We start from the raw sequence: 14,787 nt of genomic DNA on the forward strand, positions 1-14,787 counted from the left end.
CGGGTCTGGTCTCGATGATAGGTGGCGCGCGGCGAGGTTGGCTTCGCCGCGCGCCGCATTCCATTTGCCGGAATACAACAAACACTCGCCGCCGCCGCGGGCTTGTTCTACACACGGAGCCATGAGTGAGCTTCGAACACCGGGCGCGTCGGGCGCGACCCAGGGGAAGACAGAGGCGGCAGCGGCGGCGGTCGCCGAACGCATCGCGCGCTGGCGGGCGCTGGCCGCTGATCAATCCGGCGGCGATCCGTTCGCGCCGATGGCCGAGGCCGGCCTGTTCGAGATCGGGCTTCCCGGCGGCGACGCGGCGCTCGACAGCTATGGGGCAATCGCGCAGGCCGAGCAGGCGATTGCGGCGGCGACCGGCGAGCTCGGCCTCGCCACCGCGTTCGCCGGGCGGCAACTGATCGCGCGGTTCTTCATCGCCGGCTTCGCCGATGCCGCGCAGCGCGGCGAACTGGTGCCGCGGATCGCCGCGGGACGGGGCTGGGCCGCGGTGGCGATCTCCGAGCCCGGTGCCGGTGCACACCCGAAACATCTCCAGACAACCGCCGAACAGGGGGCCGACGGCTACGTCATCAACGGCCGCAAGGCGTGGATCACCAACGGTCCGGTCGCCGATCTATTTCTGGTGCTGGCGATCACCGGCGTCGAGCAGGGGCGCAAGCGCTACGGTCTGTTCCTGCTGCCGCGCGACACCGAAGGATTGACGCTGACCCCGATGCCGTCGCTCGACGTGCTGAAGCCGGCGTCGCATTGCGAACTGAGCTTTGTGAACTGCATCGTGCCGGCCTCGGCGCGGATCGGCACGCTGCCCGACGCTTATCCGGCGATGGCGCTGCCGTTCCGCGATCTCGAGGACACGGTCGCGACCGCAAACACTGTCGGATTTCTCGACTGGCTGCTGCACACCGTCGCGGCGCGGGTCGAACGCAGCGAGGATCACGCGCTCACGCTCGGCCGCCTCGCCGGCCTGCTGTCGCTGGCCCAGGCGGCAAGCGCCGCCGCGGTGCAGGCGCTGGACAGCGGTGCGCCGCCGAATGGCGCGCGCGTGATCGGCGTCCGCAGCTTGGCGCGCGTCCTCGTCGACGAACTGCGCGCGCTGCTGCCGCCGGATCACCTAGACGACCAACTCACCCGATCGCTGGCGGCGTTCGACGTGCTGGCCAATGTGGCGCGCGAGCCGCGCAAGCAGCGGCAGATCGCCCTCGGCCAATCTCTCTGGAGCAATCAACAGCAATGACTGCGAATCTGCCGATGCAATCCATCGAGGCCGTTACCGCTGGGCTGGCGTCGGTCGGCTACATCGCCAGCCGCCAGATCGCCACCGCGGTGTATCTGGCCGAGAAGATCGAGAAGCCGATCCTGGTCGAAGGCCCCGCCGGCGTCGGCAAGACCGAACTGGCGAAAGCGCTGGCGAGCTGGCGCGGCCTGCAGATGATCCGGATGCAGTGCTACGAGGGACTCGACGAGGCCAAGGCGCTGTACGAGTGGAAGTACGCCAAGCAGCTTCTCTACACCCAGATCCTCAAGGACAAGCTCGGCGAAGTGCTGGGCGGCGCGCAGACGCTGTCCGATGCGCTCGGCCGGCTGCACGATTTCGGCGACGTATTCTTCTCCAAGGAATTCGTCGAGCCGCGACCTCTGCTCAAGGCGCTGGAGCAGCCGCAGGGCTGCGTGCTGTTGGTCGACGAAATCGACAAGTCGGACGCCGAGTTCGAGTCGCTGCTACTCGAGATCCTATCCGACTATCAGGTGACGATCCCCGAACTCGGCACCATCAGCGCCACGGTGAAGCCGCTGGTGCTGCTGACCTCGAACGGCGAACGCGATCTGTCGGACGCGCTGAAGCGGCGCTGCCTGCATCTGCACATCGGCTTCCCCGAACAGAGGCTGGAAGAGCGCATCGTCGAAAGCCGCGTGCCGGGCGCCGGCGAGACGCTGCGCAAGCAGATGGTCGGCTTCATCAACCAGATTCGTGCGCTCGATCTGAAGAAGCTGCCGTCGGTCAGCGAGACGATCGACTGGGCGCGGGTGCTGGTGCTGCTGCAGGCGAGCGAGCTCGACCACCAGACCGTGAAGGACACCCTCAACGTTCTGTTGAAATACGAGGCCGACATCGAGACGGCGCTGCCGCAGGTCGCCGGCTTCGTCGCCAAGTCTGGTCGCGAGGGCGTGTTCGGCTGATGCGCGAGGAGCTGCACCGCTTCTTCCGGGCGGCGCGCGGCGCCGGCGTGCGGGTATCGCCGGCCGAGAGCATCGACGCGATGCGGGCGGTGTCGGAGGTGGGCTTCGCCGATCGCGGCCTGCTCCGCGATACCCTGCTGGTGACGCTGGCCAAGACCCAGGACGAGAAGCAAGCGCTGGCGCAGTGCTTCGATCTGTTTTTCAGCCGGCCTGAGCCGAAGACCAACACGGAAGCGGCCGACGAAGCGGATCAGCAGGCGGACAGCGGATCTCCGTCGTTGCAGCCGAGCGGCAGCAGCGCGCCGGGGCAGGGTGGCGGCGAAGGCTCGGCACCGCCGGAGCTCGGCGAGTTGGCCCAGATGCTATTGGCGCAGGATCGCAGCGCGGTCGCGGCGGCGCTGGCTGGCGCGGCCAATGAAGCGTCACTGTCCAACATTCGGTTTTTCACCCAGCGCGGGTTGTTTCAGAGCCGGATGATGGAAGCGATCGGCATCGGCCAGTTGCGCGACGATCTCGACCGGCTCAAGGCCGATGATCCGGCGCAGGCCGAGCGGCTCGCCGCCGCGCTCGACGGCCTGCGCGACAGCGTGCGCGAAATGGTGGCGCAGGCACTGCTGCTGTACGGCCGCGAGGAGGCGGAGAATCTGCGCCAGGAGGTGCTGCGCAACGCGCCGATGATGCGGCTGGATCGGCGCCAGGTCGAGCAGATGAAGGAGCTGATCCGCGCCATCGCGCGGCGGCTGCGCGAGCGCTACAGCAAGCCGCGCAAGCGGCAGCGCCGCGGCCATCTCGACGTCCGCCGTACCATCCGCCGCAACGCCGCCTGGGGCAACATTCCGTTCCTCACCGCCTGGAAGCGGCGGCATCGCGACCGGCCGCAGATCGTGGCGCTGTGCGACGTCTCCGGCTCGGTGGCGCAGGTGTCGGATTTCTTCCTGCTGCTGATCCACAGCCTGCACGAGGTGGTCGACGACGTCCGCTCGTTCGCGTTCTCCGGCCACCTGATCGAGGTCAGCGACATTCTCGCCAAGCAGGAGCCGGAAGCGGCGATGCGCGAGATCATGTCCAAGGTCGGGTTCGGCTCGTCCGACTACGGCGCCTCGCTGGCGGATTTCGAGAAGCGCTGGCTGCGCAGCGTGACGCCGAAGACCACGGTGATCGTGCTCGGCGATGCCCGCAGCAACAATCTCGATCCGCGCACCGACATCCTGCGCACCATCTCGGAGCGCGCCAAGCGCGTGGTCTGGCTCAATCCCGAAGGACGGATGGGTTGGGGCTGGGGCGACTCGGAAATGTTCCGCTATGCGCCGTTCTGCAATTTGGTCCGGCAATGCTCGAGCGCCAAACAGCTCGAACGCGCGGTCTCGGACATCGTCGCGGCTTATCAGTAACCGCTGGGCGGCCCGGCGCGCTGTCTTGCGCCGAGCGGCTGTGCCCCCGGCGCGATTTCGGCGCAGTTAGTTGCGCCGCACAAGAAGCGGCGATTGACTTCGCGCCGGGCCGCGCCTTCACTCCCCCGGTCGAGACGGCCGTTAAGAGCCGCCGGCTTTCCGAGGGAGAAACCGATGAGCTTCGCTTACTTCGACTGGATCGCCCATCACGCCGAGGTCCGCCCGGAGCGGATCGCGGTGGTCGATCTCGCCAGCAGCCGCAACATCAGCTACCGCGCCATGGACGAGCGGGTCGACCGGCTGGCGGCGCATCTCGCAACGCTCGGCGTCGGCCGCGGCGACCGCGTCGCGGTGCTGGCGCTGAATACGGTCGAGACGCTGGAGGTGCAGTTCGCCTGCTTCCGGCTCGGCGCGATCTTCGTGCCGCTCAACGTCCGCCTCACCGTGCACGAACTGTCCTACATCGTCGGCGATGCCGCGCCACGGGTGCTGGCGCATGACGACGAGCTGGCGCCGATGGCGGCGGAGTTGAAGGCTGCGTGCGGCGTGCCGCATCTGCTGGCGTTCGGTCCGGCCTATGAGACCGCGCTGGCGAGCTCGCCGCGGCTCGGCGCCGCCGAGCCGGTGACGCTCGATGACGTCTCGACCATCATGTACACCTCAGGCACCACCGGAAAGCCGAAGGGCGCCATGATCACCCATGGCATGACCTTCATCAACGCGGTCAATCTCGGCATTCCGGCGTTCATTTCGCAGCGCACGGTGTTTCTTTGCGTGCTGCCGCTGTTCCACACCGGCGGACTGAATTGCTACACCAATCCGGTGCTGCACGCCGGCGGCACCACGCTGCTGATGCGCGCGTTCGATCCGGGCGCAGCGCTGTCGATCATCGGAGATCCGTCGGTCGGGCTGACGCATTTCTTCGGCGTGCCGTCGATCTATCAGTTCATGTGCCAGCATCCGGCGTTCGCGGCGACCGATCTGTCGCGGCTTCAGATCGCCGGCGTCGGCGGCGCCCCGATGCCGGTGCCGCTTCTGAAGATCTGGCAGGAGCGTGGCTGCGCCCTGGTCCAGGGCTACGGCATGACCGAGACCAGCCCTGCAGTGTTGATGCTTGATGCCGACGATGCCGCGCGCAAGGCCGGCTCGGCCGGCAAGCCGGTGCTGCACGCAGACCTGAAGATCGTCGGTCCGGACGGCGAGCCGGTGAAACCGGGCGAGATGGGCGAACTCTGGGTGAAGGGCCCGAACATCACCCCCGGCTATTGGAACAGGCCGGACGCCAACCGCACCTCGTTCACCGACGGCTGGCTGCACACCGGCGACGCGGCGCGGGTCGACGACGAGGGCTTCTACTACATCGTCGACCGCACCAAGGACATGTACATCTCGGGCGGCGAGAACGTCTATCCGGCCGAGGTCGAGGACGTGTTGTATCAACTGCCGGAGATCGCCGAGGCCGCGGTGATCGGCGCGCCCGATCCACAATGGGGCGAAACCGGTGTTGCGGTGGTCGCGCTCAAACCCGGCCAAGAGCTGAGCGAGGCGAAGCTGCTGGCGCATTGCCGCGAGCGGCTGGCGCGGTTCAAATGCCCGCAGCGCGTCAGCTTCGTCGAAGCCCTGCCGCGCAACGCCACCGGCAAGGTGCACAAGCCGACTTTGCGCGAACGCATCCTGGTGCGGGAGGCGGCCGAAGCGTGATCGGACGACGGACACCTCACCGATCGGCGAAGATCCGGTAGCGCTGCGGCTGCAGACCGATGCGGTCGCCGACCTTCAGCGAGTGGTCGCGCGGAGCGTCGATCTCGATCAGCGTCTCGCCGCCGACGTCGTTCAGCACGATATCGGCGCGTTGCATCGGGCCGAACGCGCGCACCGCCTTCACCGCGCCTTCGAATACACCGCTTCCGCTCGGACCGACCGTCACGTCGTGACGCCGGACGAATAGTCTCGACGGACCGGCCGCGGCGTCGTGTGCGGCGATATCGAGCACGCGGTCGCCGAGCCGGACGCGGCCATCCTGGACCTCGACCGGCAGCACGATCGATTCGCCGATGAAGCCGTGCACAAAGGCGGATGCGGGTCGCTCATAGACGTCGCCGGGCGAACCGATCTGCTCGATCCGGCCCTTGTCCATCACCACCACGCGATTGGCGACCTCGAGCGCCTCCTCCTGGTCGTGGGTAACGAAGATCGAGGTGACGTGAATCTCCTCGTGCAGATTGCGCAGCCAGGCCCGCAGCTCTTTGCGCACCTTGGCGTCGAGCGCGCCGAACGGCTCGTCGAGCAGCAGGATCCGCGGCTCGATCGCCAGCGCTCGGGCGAGCGCGATGCGCTGGCGCTGGCCGCCGGAGAGCTGGTTCGGGTAGCGGTCGGCGAGCCAGCCGAGCTGCACCAGATCGAGCAGGTCGCCGACCCGCTTCTTGATTTCGGCCTCCCGCTTGCGGATCTTGCGCGGCTGCACCCGCAGCCCGAACGCGACATTCTCGAACACGTTCATGTGCCGAAACAGCGCATAGTGCTGGAATACGAATCCGACATGGCGCTCCGCGGCGCCGCGCGCCAACGCGTCTTCGCCGTCGATCGTGACCTCGCCGGAATCCGGCCATTCCAAGCCGGCGATGATCCGCAGCAGCGTGGTCTTGCCGGAGCCGGATGGGCCGAGCAGCGCCATCAGCTCGCCGGTCTCGACCCGCAGGTCGACATTGTCGAGCGCGCGGAAGCTGCCGAATTCCTTGACGATGCTACGGACTTCAATGGTCATCGGGATGCAGCCCCTGTTCGATGCGGCCTTCCAGCACGGTCTTGACGATCAGCGTCACCAGCGCCAGCAACGCCAGCAGCGAGGCGATCGCGAAGGCTGCGACCATCTGGTACTCGTTGTAGAGAATTTCGACCAGCAGCGGCATCGTATTGGTCTCGCCGCGGATGTGACCGGATACCACCGACACCGCGCCGAATTCGCCCATTGCGCGGGCGTTGCACAGCAGGACGCCGTACAGCAGGCCCCATTTTATGTTGGGCAGCGTCACGCGCCAGAACGTGGTCCAGCCGCCGGCACCGAGCGAAATCGCGGCTTCTTCCTCCTGCTGGCCCTGCTCCTGCATCAGCGGGATCAGTTCGCGCGCCACGAACGGGAAGGTGACGAAGGTCGTCGCCAGGACAATCGCCGGCACCGCGAACAGAATCTGGATGCCATGGGTCTGCAGCCAGGGGCCCAAGAACCCTTGCGCGCCGAACAGCAGCACGAACACGAGGCCGGAGATCACCGGGGAGACCGAGAACGGCAGGTCGATCAGCGTGATCAGCAGTGTCTTGCCGGGAAACTCGAACTTGGCGATCGCCCAGGCGGCGGCGACGCCGAACACCAGGTTGAGGCCGACCGAGATTGCGGCGGCCGTCAGCGTTAGCCGGATCGCCGCCAGCGCCTCGTCGTCGGCCAGGGCGGAGAGGTAGAAACCAACACCCTTCGACAGCGCCTCGGAGAACACCAGAATCAGCGGCAGCACGACGAACACGCTCAGGAATGAGACCGCGAACCCGATGATCGCCAGCCGCACCGCCAGCGGCTCGGTGTGGGCGGGCCGCCGCCGTGCGCCGGCGCTCGCCGGGGCGGCTGCCAGCGCAGCCTCGCGCGCGGAACGCCGGAATTGTGTCGTCGCCACCATCGTCATCAGTCTACACCGGAGCCAGCGACCGCGTCTGGGCCCAATTTTGCAGGCGGTTCAGCGCGAAGATGATCAGGAACGCCGCGATCAGCATCACCACCGCGATCGCGGTGGCATCGGCGTAGCGGAACTCGGACAGCCGGATCACGATCAGCAGCGGTGCGATCTCCGAAACGTTGGGCAGATTGCCGGCGATGAAGATCACCGAGCCGTATTCGCCGACGGCGCGGGCGAAGGCGAGGGCGAATCCGGTCAGCGCCGCCGGCACCAGACTCGGCAGGATGACGCGGCGGATCGTCTGCCAGCGCGAGGCGCCGAGCGACTCGGCGGCTTCCTCGATCTCGACGTCGAGATCGAGCAGCACCGGCTGCACCGTCCGCACCACGAACGGGATACCTATGAAGATCATCGCCAGGAAGATGCCGAGCGGCGTGAACGCCACCTTGATGCCGAGCGCGGCGAGCGGCGCGCCGAGCCAGCCCTTCTGCGCAAACAGGGTGGTCAGCGCGATGCCGGCGACCGCGGTCGGCAGCGCGAACGGAATGTCGACGATCGCGTCGAAGATCCTACGGCCGGGAAAACGGTAGCGCACCAGCGCCCACACGATCAGCAGGCCCGCGACCAGGTTGACGCAGGCCGCCGCGAAGGCGAGGCCGAACGAGATCTTCAGCGCATGCAGGGTCCGCGGCGCCGTGACGATTGCCCAGAACTCGGCGAGGCTGAGCTCGGCGGTTTTGACGAACAGGCCGGCGAGCGGAATCAGGATCAGCAGCGACAGCCAGGTGATCGTCAGCCCCATGGTGAGCCCGAAGCCGGGCAAGGAGCGGCGACGTGCAGCGGTGGTCATGGCGACACCTGTGCGAAGTTTCCCGGTGGATAAACACGGGTCGACACACCGTCGCCGTCATTGCGAGGAGCGAAGCGACGAAGCAATCCAGCATCTTGCACGGAGCTGGATTGCTTCGCCTTCGGCTCGCAATGACGGGCAGAAGCACTGAAGATCGCGCACGCAGGCTTAGACTCGGTGAAGCGCCCCCTCACCCCACCCCTCTCACCGCGAGCGGGGAGAGGGAGCGCGCTGCCGTTGCCGTGAAGCATATCACCCCCAATGAGCGGTCGCGCTGCGACGCTCGCGCCGCTCAGTTCTTGTAGATCTTATCGAACACGCCGCCGTCGGCGAAGTGTTCGGACTGCGCCTTGGTCCAGCCGCCGAACACGTCGTCGATCGAGAACAGTTCGACTTTGGCGAAGTCGCTTGCGTGGGCTTTAGCGACTTCAGGATCGCGCGGACGATAGAAGTGCCGTGCGGCGATTTCCTGGCCCTGTCTGGAGTAGAGGTATTTCAGATAGGCTTCGGCGGCCGGGCGGGTGCCCTTTTTGTCGACGACGGTATCCACCACGGCAACCGGCGGCTCGGCGAGGATCGACACCGAGGGCGCGACGATCTCGAACTTGTCGGCGCCGAATTCCTTCACCGCCAGATACGCCTCGTTCTCCCATGCGAGCAGGACGTCGCCGACGCCGCGCTCGACGAAGGTGACGGTCGAGCCGCGCGCGCCGGTGTCGAGCACCGGGACCTGCTTGTACAGCTTGGCGACGAAGTCGCGGGCCGCCTCGGCCGAGCCGGACTTCTTCAGCGCAAAGCCCCACGCTGCGAGGTAGTTCCAGCGCGCGCCGCCCGACGTCTTCGGATTCGGCGTGATCACGCTGACGCCGGGCTTGAGCAGATCGTCCCAGTCTTTGATCGCCTTCGGATTGCCCTTGCGCACCAGAAACACGATGGTCGAGGTATAGGGCGACGAGTTCTGCGGCAGTCGCTTCTGCCAGTCCTTGGCGAGCAGTCCCCTGCTGGCGATGGCGTCGATGTCGTAGGCGAGCGCCAGGGTGACGACATCGGCCTGCAGTCCGTCGATCACCGAACGGGCCTGGGCGCCCGAGCCGCCGTGCGACTGCTTGATGGCGACGCGGCTGCCGGAATCTTTCTGATAGGCGGCGGCGAACGATTTGTTGAAATCGGCATACAGCTCGCGCGTCGGATCGTACGACACGTTCAGCAGCGATACGTCGGCGGCGTGGGCGGTGGTCGCCAGCAGCACGCCGGCGAGAACAGGGAGTACACGGCGAATCATTGGATGGTCTCCAGGGTGCGCGGCGATGATGGGTCGTCGGCGTGGAGGAAGGGTCACGAACAAAACGGTTCGAGTCAACGAAACGACATTTCAATGTTCGCTTAGTTACGACCGCAATTTCCTATGAAGTCTTGATCGTGTGAATGCCGCATTCCGTTTTACCGCGTCCGCGCCAGCGGCCGGCGCGCGCGTCGTCTTCACCGGCCTCGGCGCGACTGGTACACGGCATGCAGCCGACCGACAGAAAGCCCGCGGCGAGCAGCGGATGCGGCGGAAGTTTCGCGGTCGCGTAGATTGCCGCAATGTCGTTCGGCGTCACATTGGCGAACGGATTGAACTTAAGCCGCTTGCCATCGGCTTCGACCACCGGAATGTCTGCGCGCGCGCCGCCCTGAAAGCGCTTGCGGCCGTTGATCCAGCCGTCGAACGGTGCCAGCGCACGCTTCAGCGGCTCGACCTTGCGGATCAGGCAGCATCTATCCGGATCAGAGAACCACAATTCGCGCGCCGCATCGTCGCGGTCGAGATCGGCGTCGAGCGGCTTGATCGAGCGGACGTCGCTCAGCCCGAGCAGTTCGGTGAGCGAATCGCGGTAGCGGAGGGTTTCGTCGAACAGCCACCCGGTATCGAGAAACACCACCGGGATCGCCGGGTCGACGTCGGCCATGACCTTCAACAGCGCGGCGGACTCGGTGCCGAACGACGATACCAGCGCGAGCTTGTCGCGGCCGATCTCGCGCAGCGCCGCCGCGATCACTTCGGCCGGCGACGCGGTGCGTAGCGCGGCATCGAGCGTCTGCGCGCGCTGCTCCACCCCGACGGGATCGGGAGCGGAAGAGGGGGGAGATTGCGCCAGCCCAGTCATCGATCACCGCGTCCTGCTGAACAGTAACGATCGCACCCGCCTCGGCGCCAGCATCATGCTGATCGACGAAGAAGGATTGACTAGAAATATTTTCTATCTATGTATCTGACAAGCGCTATTGATAGAAAATTATTCTTTCTAGACATAGCGTTCAGCTTGGAAATTCCACCTCTCAATCGCGCGTTCCATAGATGCTGGTTCTCTGGTCGATCATCGAGAGTCTCGAACGCGCAGCCACGACCGGTCCGATGCTGATCGGCCGCCCATTCAGGAGCTTGTCATGACGCTCGCTGCGCGAGAAATCGCCTCCCTGGCTTCGGTCCCTGAGCGGGCGCCAGTCCCTGAGCCACCGCTCGCCGATCAGCTTCGCGCGATGGATCACCTCGACGCCTTGGAGGCGCAGAGCATCTACATTCTGCGCGAGGCGTTCGCGCGGCTGAAGAAGCTGGCGCTGCTGTGGTCGCTCGGCAAAGACTCCAACGTAATGATCTGGCTGGCGCGCAAAGCGTTCTTCGGCCGGGTCCCGTTCCCGGCGCTCCACGTCGACACCGGCAAGAAGTTCCCCGAGATGTACGCCTTCCGCGAACACTACGCGACAGAGTGGGACCTCGATCTGCGAGTCGATCCATGCCCGCCGATCGAGACCATCGATCCGACGCTGCCGCCGGCGGCGCGCTCGGCGGCACGCAAGACCGAAGGCCTCAAGCTCGCGCTCGCCAAATACGGCTTCGACGGACTGATCGCCGGCATTCGCCGCGATGAGGAAGCGACGCGGGCTAAGGAGCGGGTGTTCTCGCCGCGGGGCTTGGAGGGCGGATGGGATGTGCGTGATCAGCCAGCGGAATTCTGGGATCAGTTCAACGCCTCGCCGCCGCCCGGCGCGCATTTGCGCATTCATCCGATCCTGCATTGGACCGAGGGCGACATCTGGGCCTACACCAAGCGCGAAGGTATCCCGATCATTCCGCTGTATCTGGCGCAGGACGGCAAGCGCTACCGCTCGCTCGGCGATCAGGACATCACCTTCCCGGTATCATCGAACGCCGCGTCGATCGACGACATCCTGATCGAGCTCGCGACCACCCGGGTACCCGAACGCGCCGGCCGCGCGCTCGACCACGAGACCGAAGACGCGTTCGAGCGGCTTCGTGTCGCTGGCTATCTGTGATCAGCACCGATGAGTGACGCCATGACCATCGCCGTTCAGCCTACCTCGGTCGTCGCCGATGCTGCCCGCCCTCTGGTGCGCATCGTCATCGTCGGCCATGTCGACCACGGCAAGTCGACCCTGGTCGGCCGCCTGCTGCACGAAACCGGATCGCTGCCTGACGGCAAGCTGGAGATGCTGAAGGCGGTCAGCGCCCGGCGCGGCATGCCGTTCGAATGGTCGTTCCTGCTCGACGCGCTGCAGACCGAGCGCGACCAGGGCATCACCATCGACACCACCCAGATCCGCTTCCGCACGCCGTCGCGCGACGTGGTGCTGATCGATGCGCCCGGCCACGCCGAATTCCTGCGCAACATGATTACCGGCGCCGCGCAGGCCGATGGCGCGGTGCTGATCATCGACGCACTCGAAGGCGTCCGCGATCAGACCCGGCGGCACGGCTATCTGCTGCAACTGCTCGGCATCAAGCAGGTCGCCGTGGTGGTCAACAAGATGGACCGCGTCGAGTTCTCGGCGGCGCGGTTCGGCGACATCAGCGACGAGATCACCGCGCATCTGACCTCGCTCGACGTGACGCCGACCGCGGTGATTCCGATCTCGGCGCGCGACGGCGACGGTGTCGCCGCCCGCACCGACAACATCGCCTGGTATGGCGGCCCGACCGTGGTCGAGGCGCTCGACGGCCTGACGCCGGCGCAGCCGCTCGACGCGTTGCCGCTGCGGCTCGCCGTGCAGGCGATCTACAAATTCGACGATCGCCGTATCGTCGCCGGCCGCATCGAGTCCGGGCATTTGCGGGCGGGTGACGACATCGTCATCATGCCGGCCGGCAAGATCGCCAAGGTCAAGACTGTCGAAGGCTGGCCGGTGACGCCGCTCGCAGGTTCGTTCGGTGCCGGCCGTTCGGTCGGCATCACCCTCGACCGCGAACTGTTCGTCGAACGCGGCGACGTGATCGGCCACGCCGGCACCGCGCCGCGCGATACCCGCCGGCTGCGCGCCCGGATTTTCTGGCTGCACGATCAGCCGCTCACCGCCGGCGCTTCGGTGCTGGTGCGGCTCGGCACCCGCGAGACCCGCGCCAACGTGGTGGCGATCGAGAAGGCGGTCGATCCGGGTGACCTCGCCAGCGAGGCCACGACCGAGATCCGGCGCAATCATGTCGGCGAGATCGACCTGTCGCTGTCGCAGCCGGTCGCGGCCGATCCGACGAACGACAATCCGCGCACCGGACGGCTGGTGATCGAGATCGGCGGACGGATCGCCGGTGGCGGTCTGGTGCTCAGCGTCGACAGCGGCCAGCGCGCCGCCAATGCCGACATCGTTCCGGTGGAGTCCGCGCTGCTGCCGGGCGAACGCGCCGCGCGCTATCGCCACAACGGCGCGGTGCTGTGGTTCACCGGGCTGCCGGGCTCCGGCAAGACCACGATCGCACGCGCGCTGGAGCGGCGGCTGTTCGATCGCGGCGGCTCGCCGATCCTGCTCGACGGCGACACGCTGCGCGCCGGGCTGAACAGCGACCTCGGCTTTTCGCCGGCGGACCGGGCGGAGAACATCCGCCGCCTCGCCGAGATCGCGGCGCATCTGGCCGCCAACGGCCACGTTGCGATCGTGGCGGCAGTATCGCCCGCGCTCGCCGACCGCGCCGCGGCGCGGCGCATCGCCGGTGATCGCTTTCGCGAGATTCACGTCGCGACCTCGGCGGATGTCTGCGAACAGCGCGACCCCAAGGGGCACTACGCCAAGGCGCGCGCCGGCGGCCTGCCGAACTTCACCGGCATCGGTAACGACTATCAGCCGCCGACCGCCAGCGAATTGGTGCTCGACACCGCCGGTCTGTCTGTCGGCGAAGCGGTTGCGCAGGTCGAAACCATGCTGGCGCAAACCGGCGTGCTGATCGAAGACCTCGCCGACCTCGCGGCGCATATCTGAGGCGGGCTACGGCTCCGCGACCAGCCGGTCGAGCGGAGCGGTCAGACGCCAGCGCAGCCCGGATTCGGGGTAGCTGATTTCGACGTCGGCGCCGAGCGTAGCGCGGGGATTGCGGTCGATCATCACAGTGCCGAAGCCGGCACGGTTCGGCTCGCCGACCGGCGGGCCGCCTTGCTCTCGCCAAACCAGGTCGAGCTTGCGGCCATCCACCGCCTCGCGGAGGTTGCAAGCGATCTGCACGGTGCCGTCGGCGTTCGAAAGCGCGCCATATTTGGTCGCGTTGGTGGTCAGCTCGTGGATCGCCAGCCCGATCGTTTCGGAGGCGACCGGCGACAGCAGCAACCCGCGGTCGCCCTCGATCAGCACGCGGGTGCCGATCAGGTCGTTCACGGCGGCGAGCTGCGATTCGATCAGTTCACCGATCGGCGTTCCGGACCAGTTGCGCTTGATCAGCAGGTCCTGGTTGCGGCTGAGCGCCTGCAGCCGCGCGCCGAGGCTCTCGGCGAAGCTGCGGTCGGCGGTGCGCATCACCATCGCCTGCACCACCGCCAGCATGTTCTTGGCGCGGTGGTTGACCTCGCCCATCAGCATCTGGATTTGCTGCTCGTGCTGGCGCTGCACCGTGATGTCGGTGTTGGTCCCGAACCAGCGCCACACCTGGCCGGTGTGGTCGCGCAGCGGCATCGCACGCGACAGGAACCAGCGATACTCGCCGTCCTTGCCGCGCAGCGGGAAAGTGTCTTCCCACTCTTCGCCGGTGTCCCAGCTGTGCTTCAGGCGGCTGCTGACACGTTCAAAGTGATCGGGATGATGCACCTTGGTCCAGCCCTCGCCCTGCATCTGTTCGAGCGTCGTGCCGGTGTAGTCGAACCAGCGGTCATTGTACCAGAACACGGTGCCGTCGCTGTCGGCGATCCAGGCGAGCTGCGGAATCGAATTGGCAAGGGTGCGGAACTGATGCTCGCTGGCGATCAGCCGGCGGCGGATCTCCATGGTGTCGGTGATGTCGTGCGCGATCTTCGAGGCGCCGACGATGCGGCCATCGGTGTCGCGTAGTGGCGACACCGTCACCGCGACATGAATCCGCCGGCCGCTCTTGTGCAGTCGCTCGGTCTCGAACTTCGGTACCATCTCGCCGGCGCGGATCCGCCGCAGGATATCGTCCTCTTCGTGCTGACGGTCCGGGGGAATCAGGACGCGGATCGATCGCCCGATCATCTCGGCGGCGGTCCAGCCGAAGATGCGCTCGGCCGCCGGGTTCCAGCTCTGCACGGTTCCATCGACGTCCTTGGAAACGATCGCGTCGAACGAATGCTGCACGATGGTCGCGAAGTGATGGTCGCGATGCGCGATCGAGAGAGGCTTGGATGGTCGGTTCATTCTCGGTGTGGAGTTCCATCTGACGCAGTCGGTCGGCGCTTAGAATCGCCAATCGGACCTCGCGCAA

At 66.6% G+C, this 14,787-nt stretch carries 12 protein-coding genes; 6 read left to right on the forward strand and 6 right to left on the reverse strand.

What is annotated here, in order from left to right:
* Nucleotides 1-121 precede the first annotated feature (121 nt).
* The 4 genes from DWA33_RS05035 (at nt 122) to DWA33_RS05050 (ending at nt 5,279) form a co-directional block, all read left to right on the forward strand.
* Nucleotides 122-1,243: an acyl-CoA dehydrogenase family protein gene (locus DWA33_RS05035; RefSeq protein ID WP_114356992.1), complete on the forward strand. Its 1,122-nt coding sequence runs from the start codon at nt 122-124 to the stop codon at nt 1,241-1,243.
* Nucleotides 1,240-2,187 carry an AAA family ATPase gene (locus DWA33_RS05040; protein ID WP_114356993.1) on the forward strand — a complete coding sequence of 316 codons (948 nt, stop codon included), beginning with the start codon at nt 1,240-1,242 and terminating at the stop codon, nt 2,185-2,187. The genes DWA33_RS05035 and DWA33_RS05040 overlap by 4 nt, the downstream gene beginning before the upstream one ends.
* Nucleotides 2,187-3,578 carry a vWA domain-containing protein gene (locus DWA33_RS05045; protein ID WP_114356994.1) on the forward strand — a complete coding sequence of 464 codons (1,392 nt, stop codon included), beginning with the start codon at nt 2,187-2,189 and terminating at the stop codon, nt 3,576-3,578. Before DWA33_RS05040 ends, DWA33_RS05045 begins: the two co-directional genes overlap by 1 nt.
* A 174-nt stretch (nt 3,579-3,752) precedes the next feature.
* Nucleotides 3,753-5,279, forward strand: a complete 1,527-nt coding sequence (locus tag DWA33_RS05050) for an acyl-CoA synthetase (protein ID WP_114356995.1) — start codon at nt 3,753-3,755, stop codon at nt 5,277-5,279.
* Between the two features lie 16 nt (nt 5,280-5,295).
* Here DWA33_RS05050 and DWA33_RS05055 read toward each other — a convergent pair whose 3' ends face one another.
* The 5 genes from DWA33_RS05055 to DWA33_RS05075 all read right to left on the reverse strand — a co-directional run bounded on the left by DWA33_RS05055 (nt 5,296) and on the right by DWA33_RS05075 (nt 10,240).
* Nucleotides 5,296-6,342: a sulfate/molybdate ABC transporter ATP-binding protein gene (locus tag DWA33_RS05055; RefSeq protein ID WP_114356996.1), complete on the reverse strand. Its 1,047-nt coding sequence runs from the start codon at nt 6,340-6,342 to the stop codon at nt 5,296-5,298.
* The gene (gene cysW / locus DWA33_RS05060; protein ID WP_114356997.1) at nt 6,332-7,252 is read right to left on the reverse strand and encodes a sulfate ABC transporter permease subunit CysW; all 921 of its coding nucleotides are present in this window, start codon (nt 7,250-7,252) and stop codon (nt 6,332-6,334) included. Before cysW ends, DWA33_RS05055 begins: the two co-directional genes overlap by 11 nt.
* Before the next feature lie 4 nt (nt 7,253-7,256).
* The gene (gene cysT, locus DWA33_RS05065) at nt 7,257-8,093 is read right to left on the reverse strand and encodes a sulfate ABC transporter permease subunit CysT (protein WP_114356998.1); all 837 of its coding nucleotides are present in this window, start codon (nt 8,091-8,093) and stop codon (nt 7,257-7,259) included.
* 292 nt (nt 8,094-8,385) lie between these two features.
* Complete coding sequence (locus tag DWA33_RS05070) at nt 8,386-9,375, reverse strand: sulfate ABC transporter substrate-binding protein (RefSeq protein ID WP_114356999.1); 990 nt, start codon at nt 9,373-9,375, stop codon at nt 8,386-8,388.
* 121 nt (nt 9,376-9,496) lie between these two features.
* Nucleotides 9,497-10,240, reverse strand: coding sequence for a phosphoadenylyl-sulfate reductase (locus DWA33_RS05075; RefSeq protein ID WP_114357000.1), 744 nt, complete (start codon nt 10,238-10,240; stop codon nt 9,497-9,499).
* A gap of 373 nt (nt 10,241-10,613) precedes the next feature.
* Between DWA33_RS05075 and cysD the strand changes: the two genes are divergently transcribed.
* Together cysD and cysC are read left to right on the forward strand one after the other, a co-directional pair.
* Nucleotides 10,614-11,408 (forward strand): sulfate adenylyltransferase subunit CysD, encoded by a 795-nt coding sequence (gene cysD, locus DWA33_RS05085; protein WP_114357002.1) that lies wholly within the window; start codon nt 10,614-10,616, stop codon nt 11,406-11,408.
* Nucleotides 11,409-11,429: 21 nt separating this feature from the next.
* Complete coding sequence (gene cysC, locus DWA33_RS05090; protein WP_114357003.1) at nt 11,430-13,340, forward strand: adenylyl-sulfate kinase; 1,911 nt, start codon at nt 11,430-11,432, stop codon at nt 13,338-13,340.
* Nucleotides 13,341-13,346: 6 nt separating this feature from the next.
* Here cysC and DWA33_RS05095 read toward each other — a convergent pair whose 3' ends face one another.
* Complete coding sequence (locus DWA33_RS05095; protein WP_114357004.1) at nt 13,347-14,720, reverse strand: PAS domain S-box protein; 1,374 nt, start codon at nt 14,718-14,720, stop codon at nt 13,347-13,349.
* Nucleotides 14,721-14,787: the final 67 nt, after the last annotated feature.

It is taken from the genome of Rhodopseudomonas pentothenatexigens, assembly GCF_900218015.1.
Classification (GTDB): Bacteria; Pseudomonadota; Alphaproteobacteria; order Rhizobiales; family Xanthobacteraceae; genus Rhodopseudomonas; species Rhodopseudomonas pentothenatexigens.

What these genes read in the sequence shown, in the direction of transcription:
- cysD (WP_114357002.1), top strand. Translation starts at nt 10,614, where the DNA reads ATGGATCACCTCGACGCCTTGGAGGCGCAGAGCATCTACATTCTGCGC.
- DWA33_RS05070 (WP_114356999.1), bottom strand. Translation starts at nt 9,375, where the DNA reads ATGATTCGCCGTGTACTCCCTGTTCTCGCCGGCGTGCTGCTGGCGACC.
- DWA33_RS05095 (WP_114357004.1), bottom strand. Translation starts at nt 14,720, where the DNA reads ATGAACCGACCATCCAAGCCTCTCTCGATCGCGCATCGCGACCATCAC.
- DWA33_RS05075 (WP_114357000.1), bottom strand. Translation starts at nt 10,240, where the DNA reads ATGACTGGGCTGGCGCAATCTCCCCCCTCTTCCGCTCCCGATCCCGTC.
- DWA33_RS05055 (WP_114356996.1), bottom strand. Translation starts at nt 6,342, where the DNA reads ATGACCATTGAAGTCCGTAGCATCGTCAAGGAATTCGGCAGCTTCCGC.
- DWA33_RS05035 (WP_114356992.1), top strand. Translation starts at nt 122, where the DNA reads ATGAGTGAGCTTCGAACACCGGGCGCGTCGGGCGCGACCCAGGGGAAG.
- DWA33_RS05040 (WP_114356993.1), top strand. Translation starts at nt 1,240, where the DNA reads ATGACTGCGAATCTGCCGATGCAATCCATCGAGGCCGTTACCGCTGGG.
- cysC (WP_114357003.1), top strand. Translation starts at nt 11,430, where the DNA reads ATGACCATCGCCGTTCAGCCTACCTCGGTCGTCGCCGATGCTGCCCGC.
- cysT (WP_114356998.1), bottom strand. Translation starts at nt 8,093, where the DNA reads ATGACCACCGCTGCACGTCGCCGCTCCTTGCCCGGCTTCGGGCTCACC.
- DWA33_RS05050 (WP_114356995.1), top strand. Translation starts at nt 3,753, where the DNA reads ATGAGCTTCGCTTACTTCGACTGGATCGCCCATCACGCCGAGGTCCGC.
- DWA33_RS05045 (WP_114356994.1), top strand. Translation starts at nt 2,187, where the DNA reads ATGCGCGAGGAGCTGCACCGCTTCTTCCGGGCGGCGCGCGGCGCCGGC.
- cysW (WP_114356997.1), bottom strand. Translation starts at nt 7,252, where the DNA reads ATGACGATGGTGGCGACGACACAATTCCGGCGTTCCGCGCGCGAGGCT.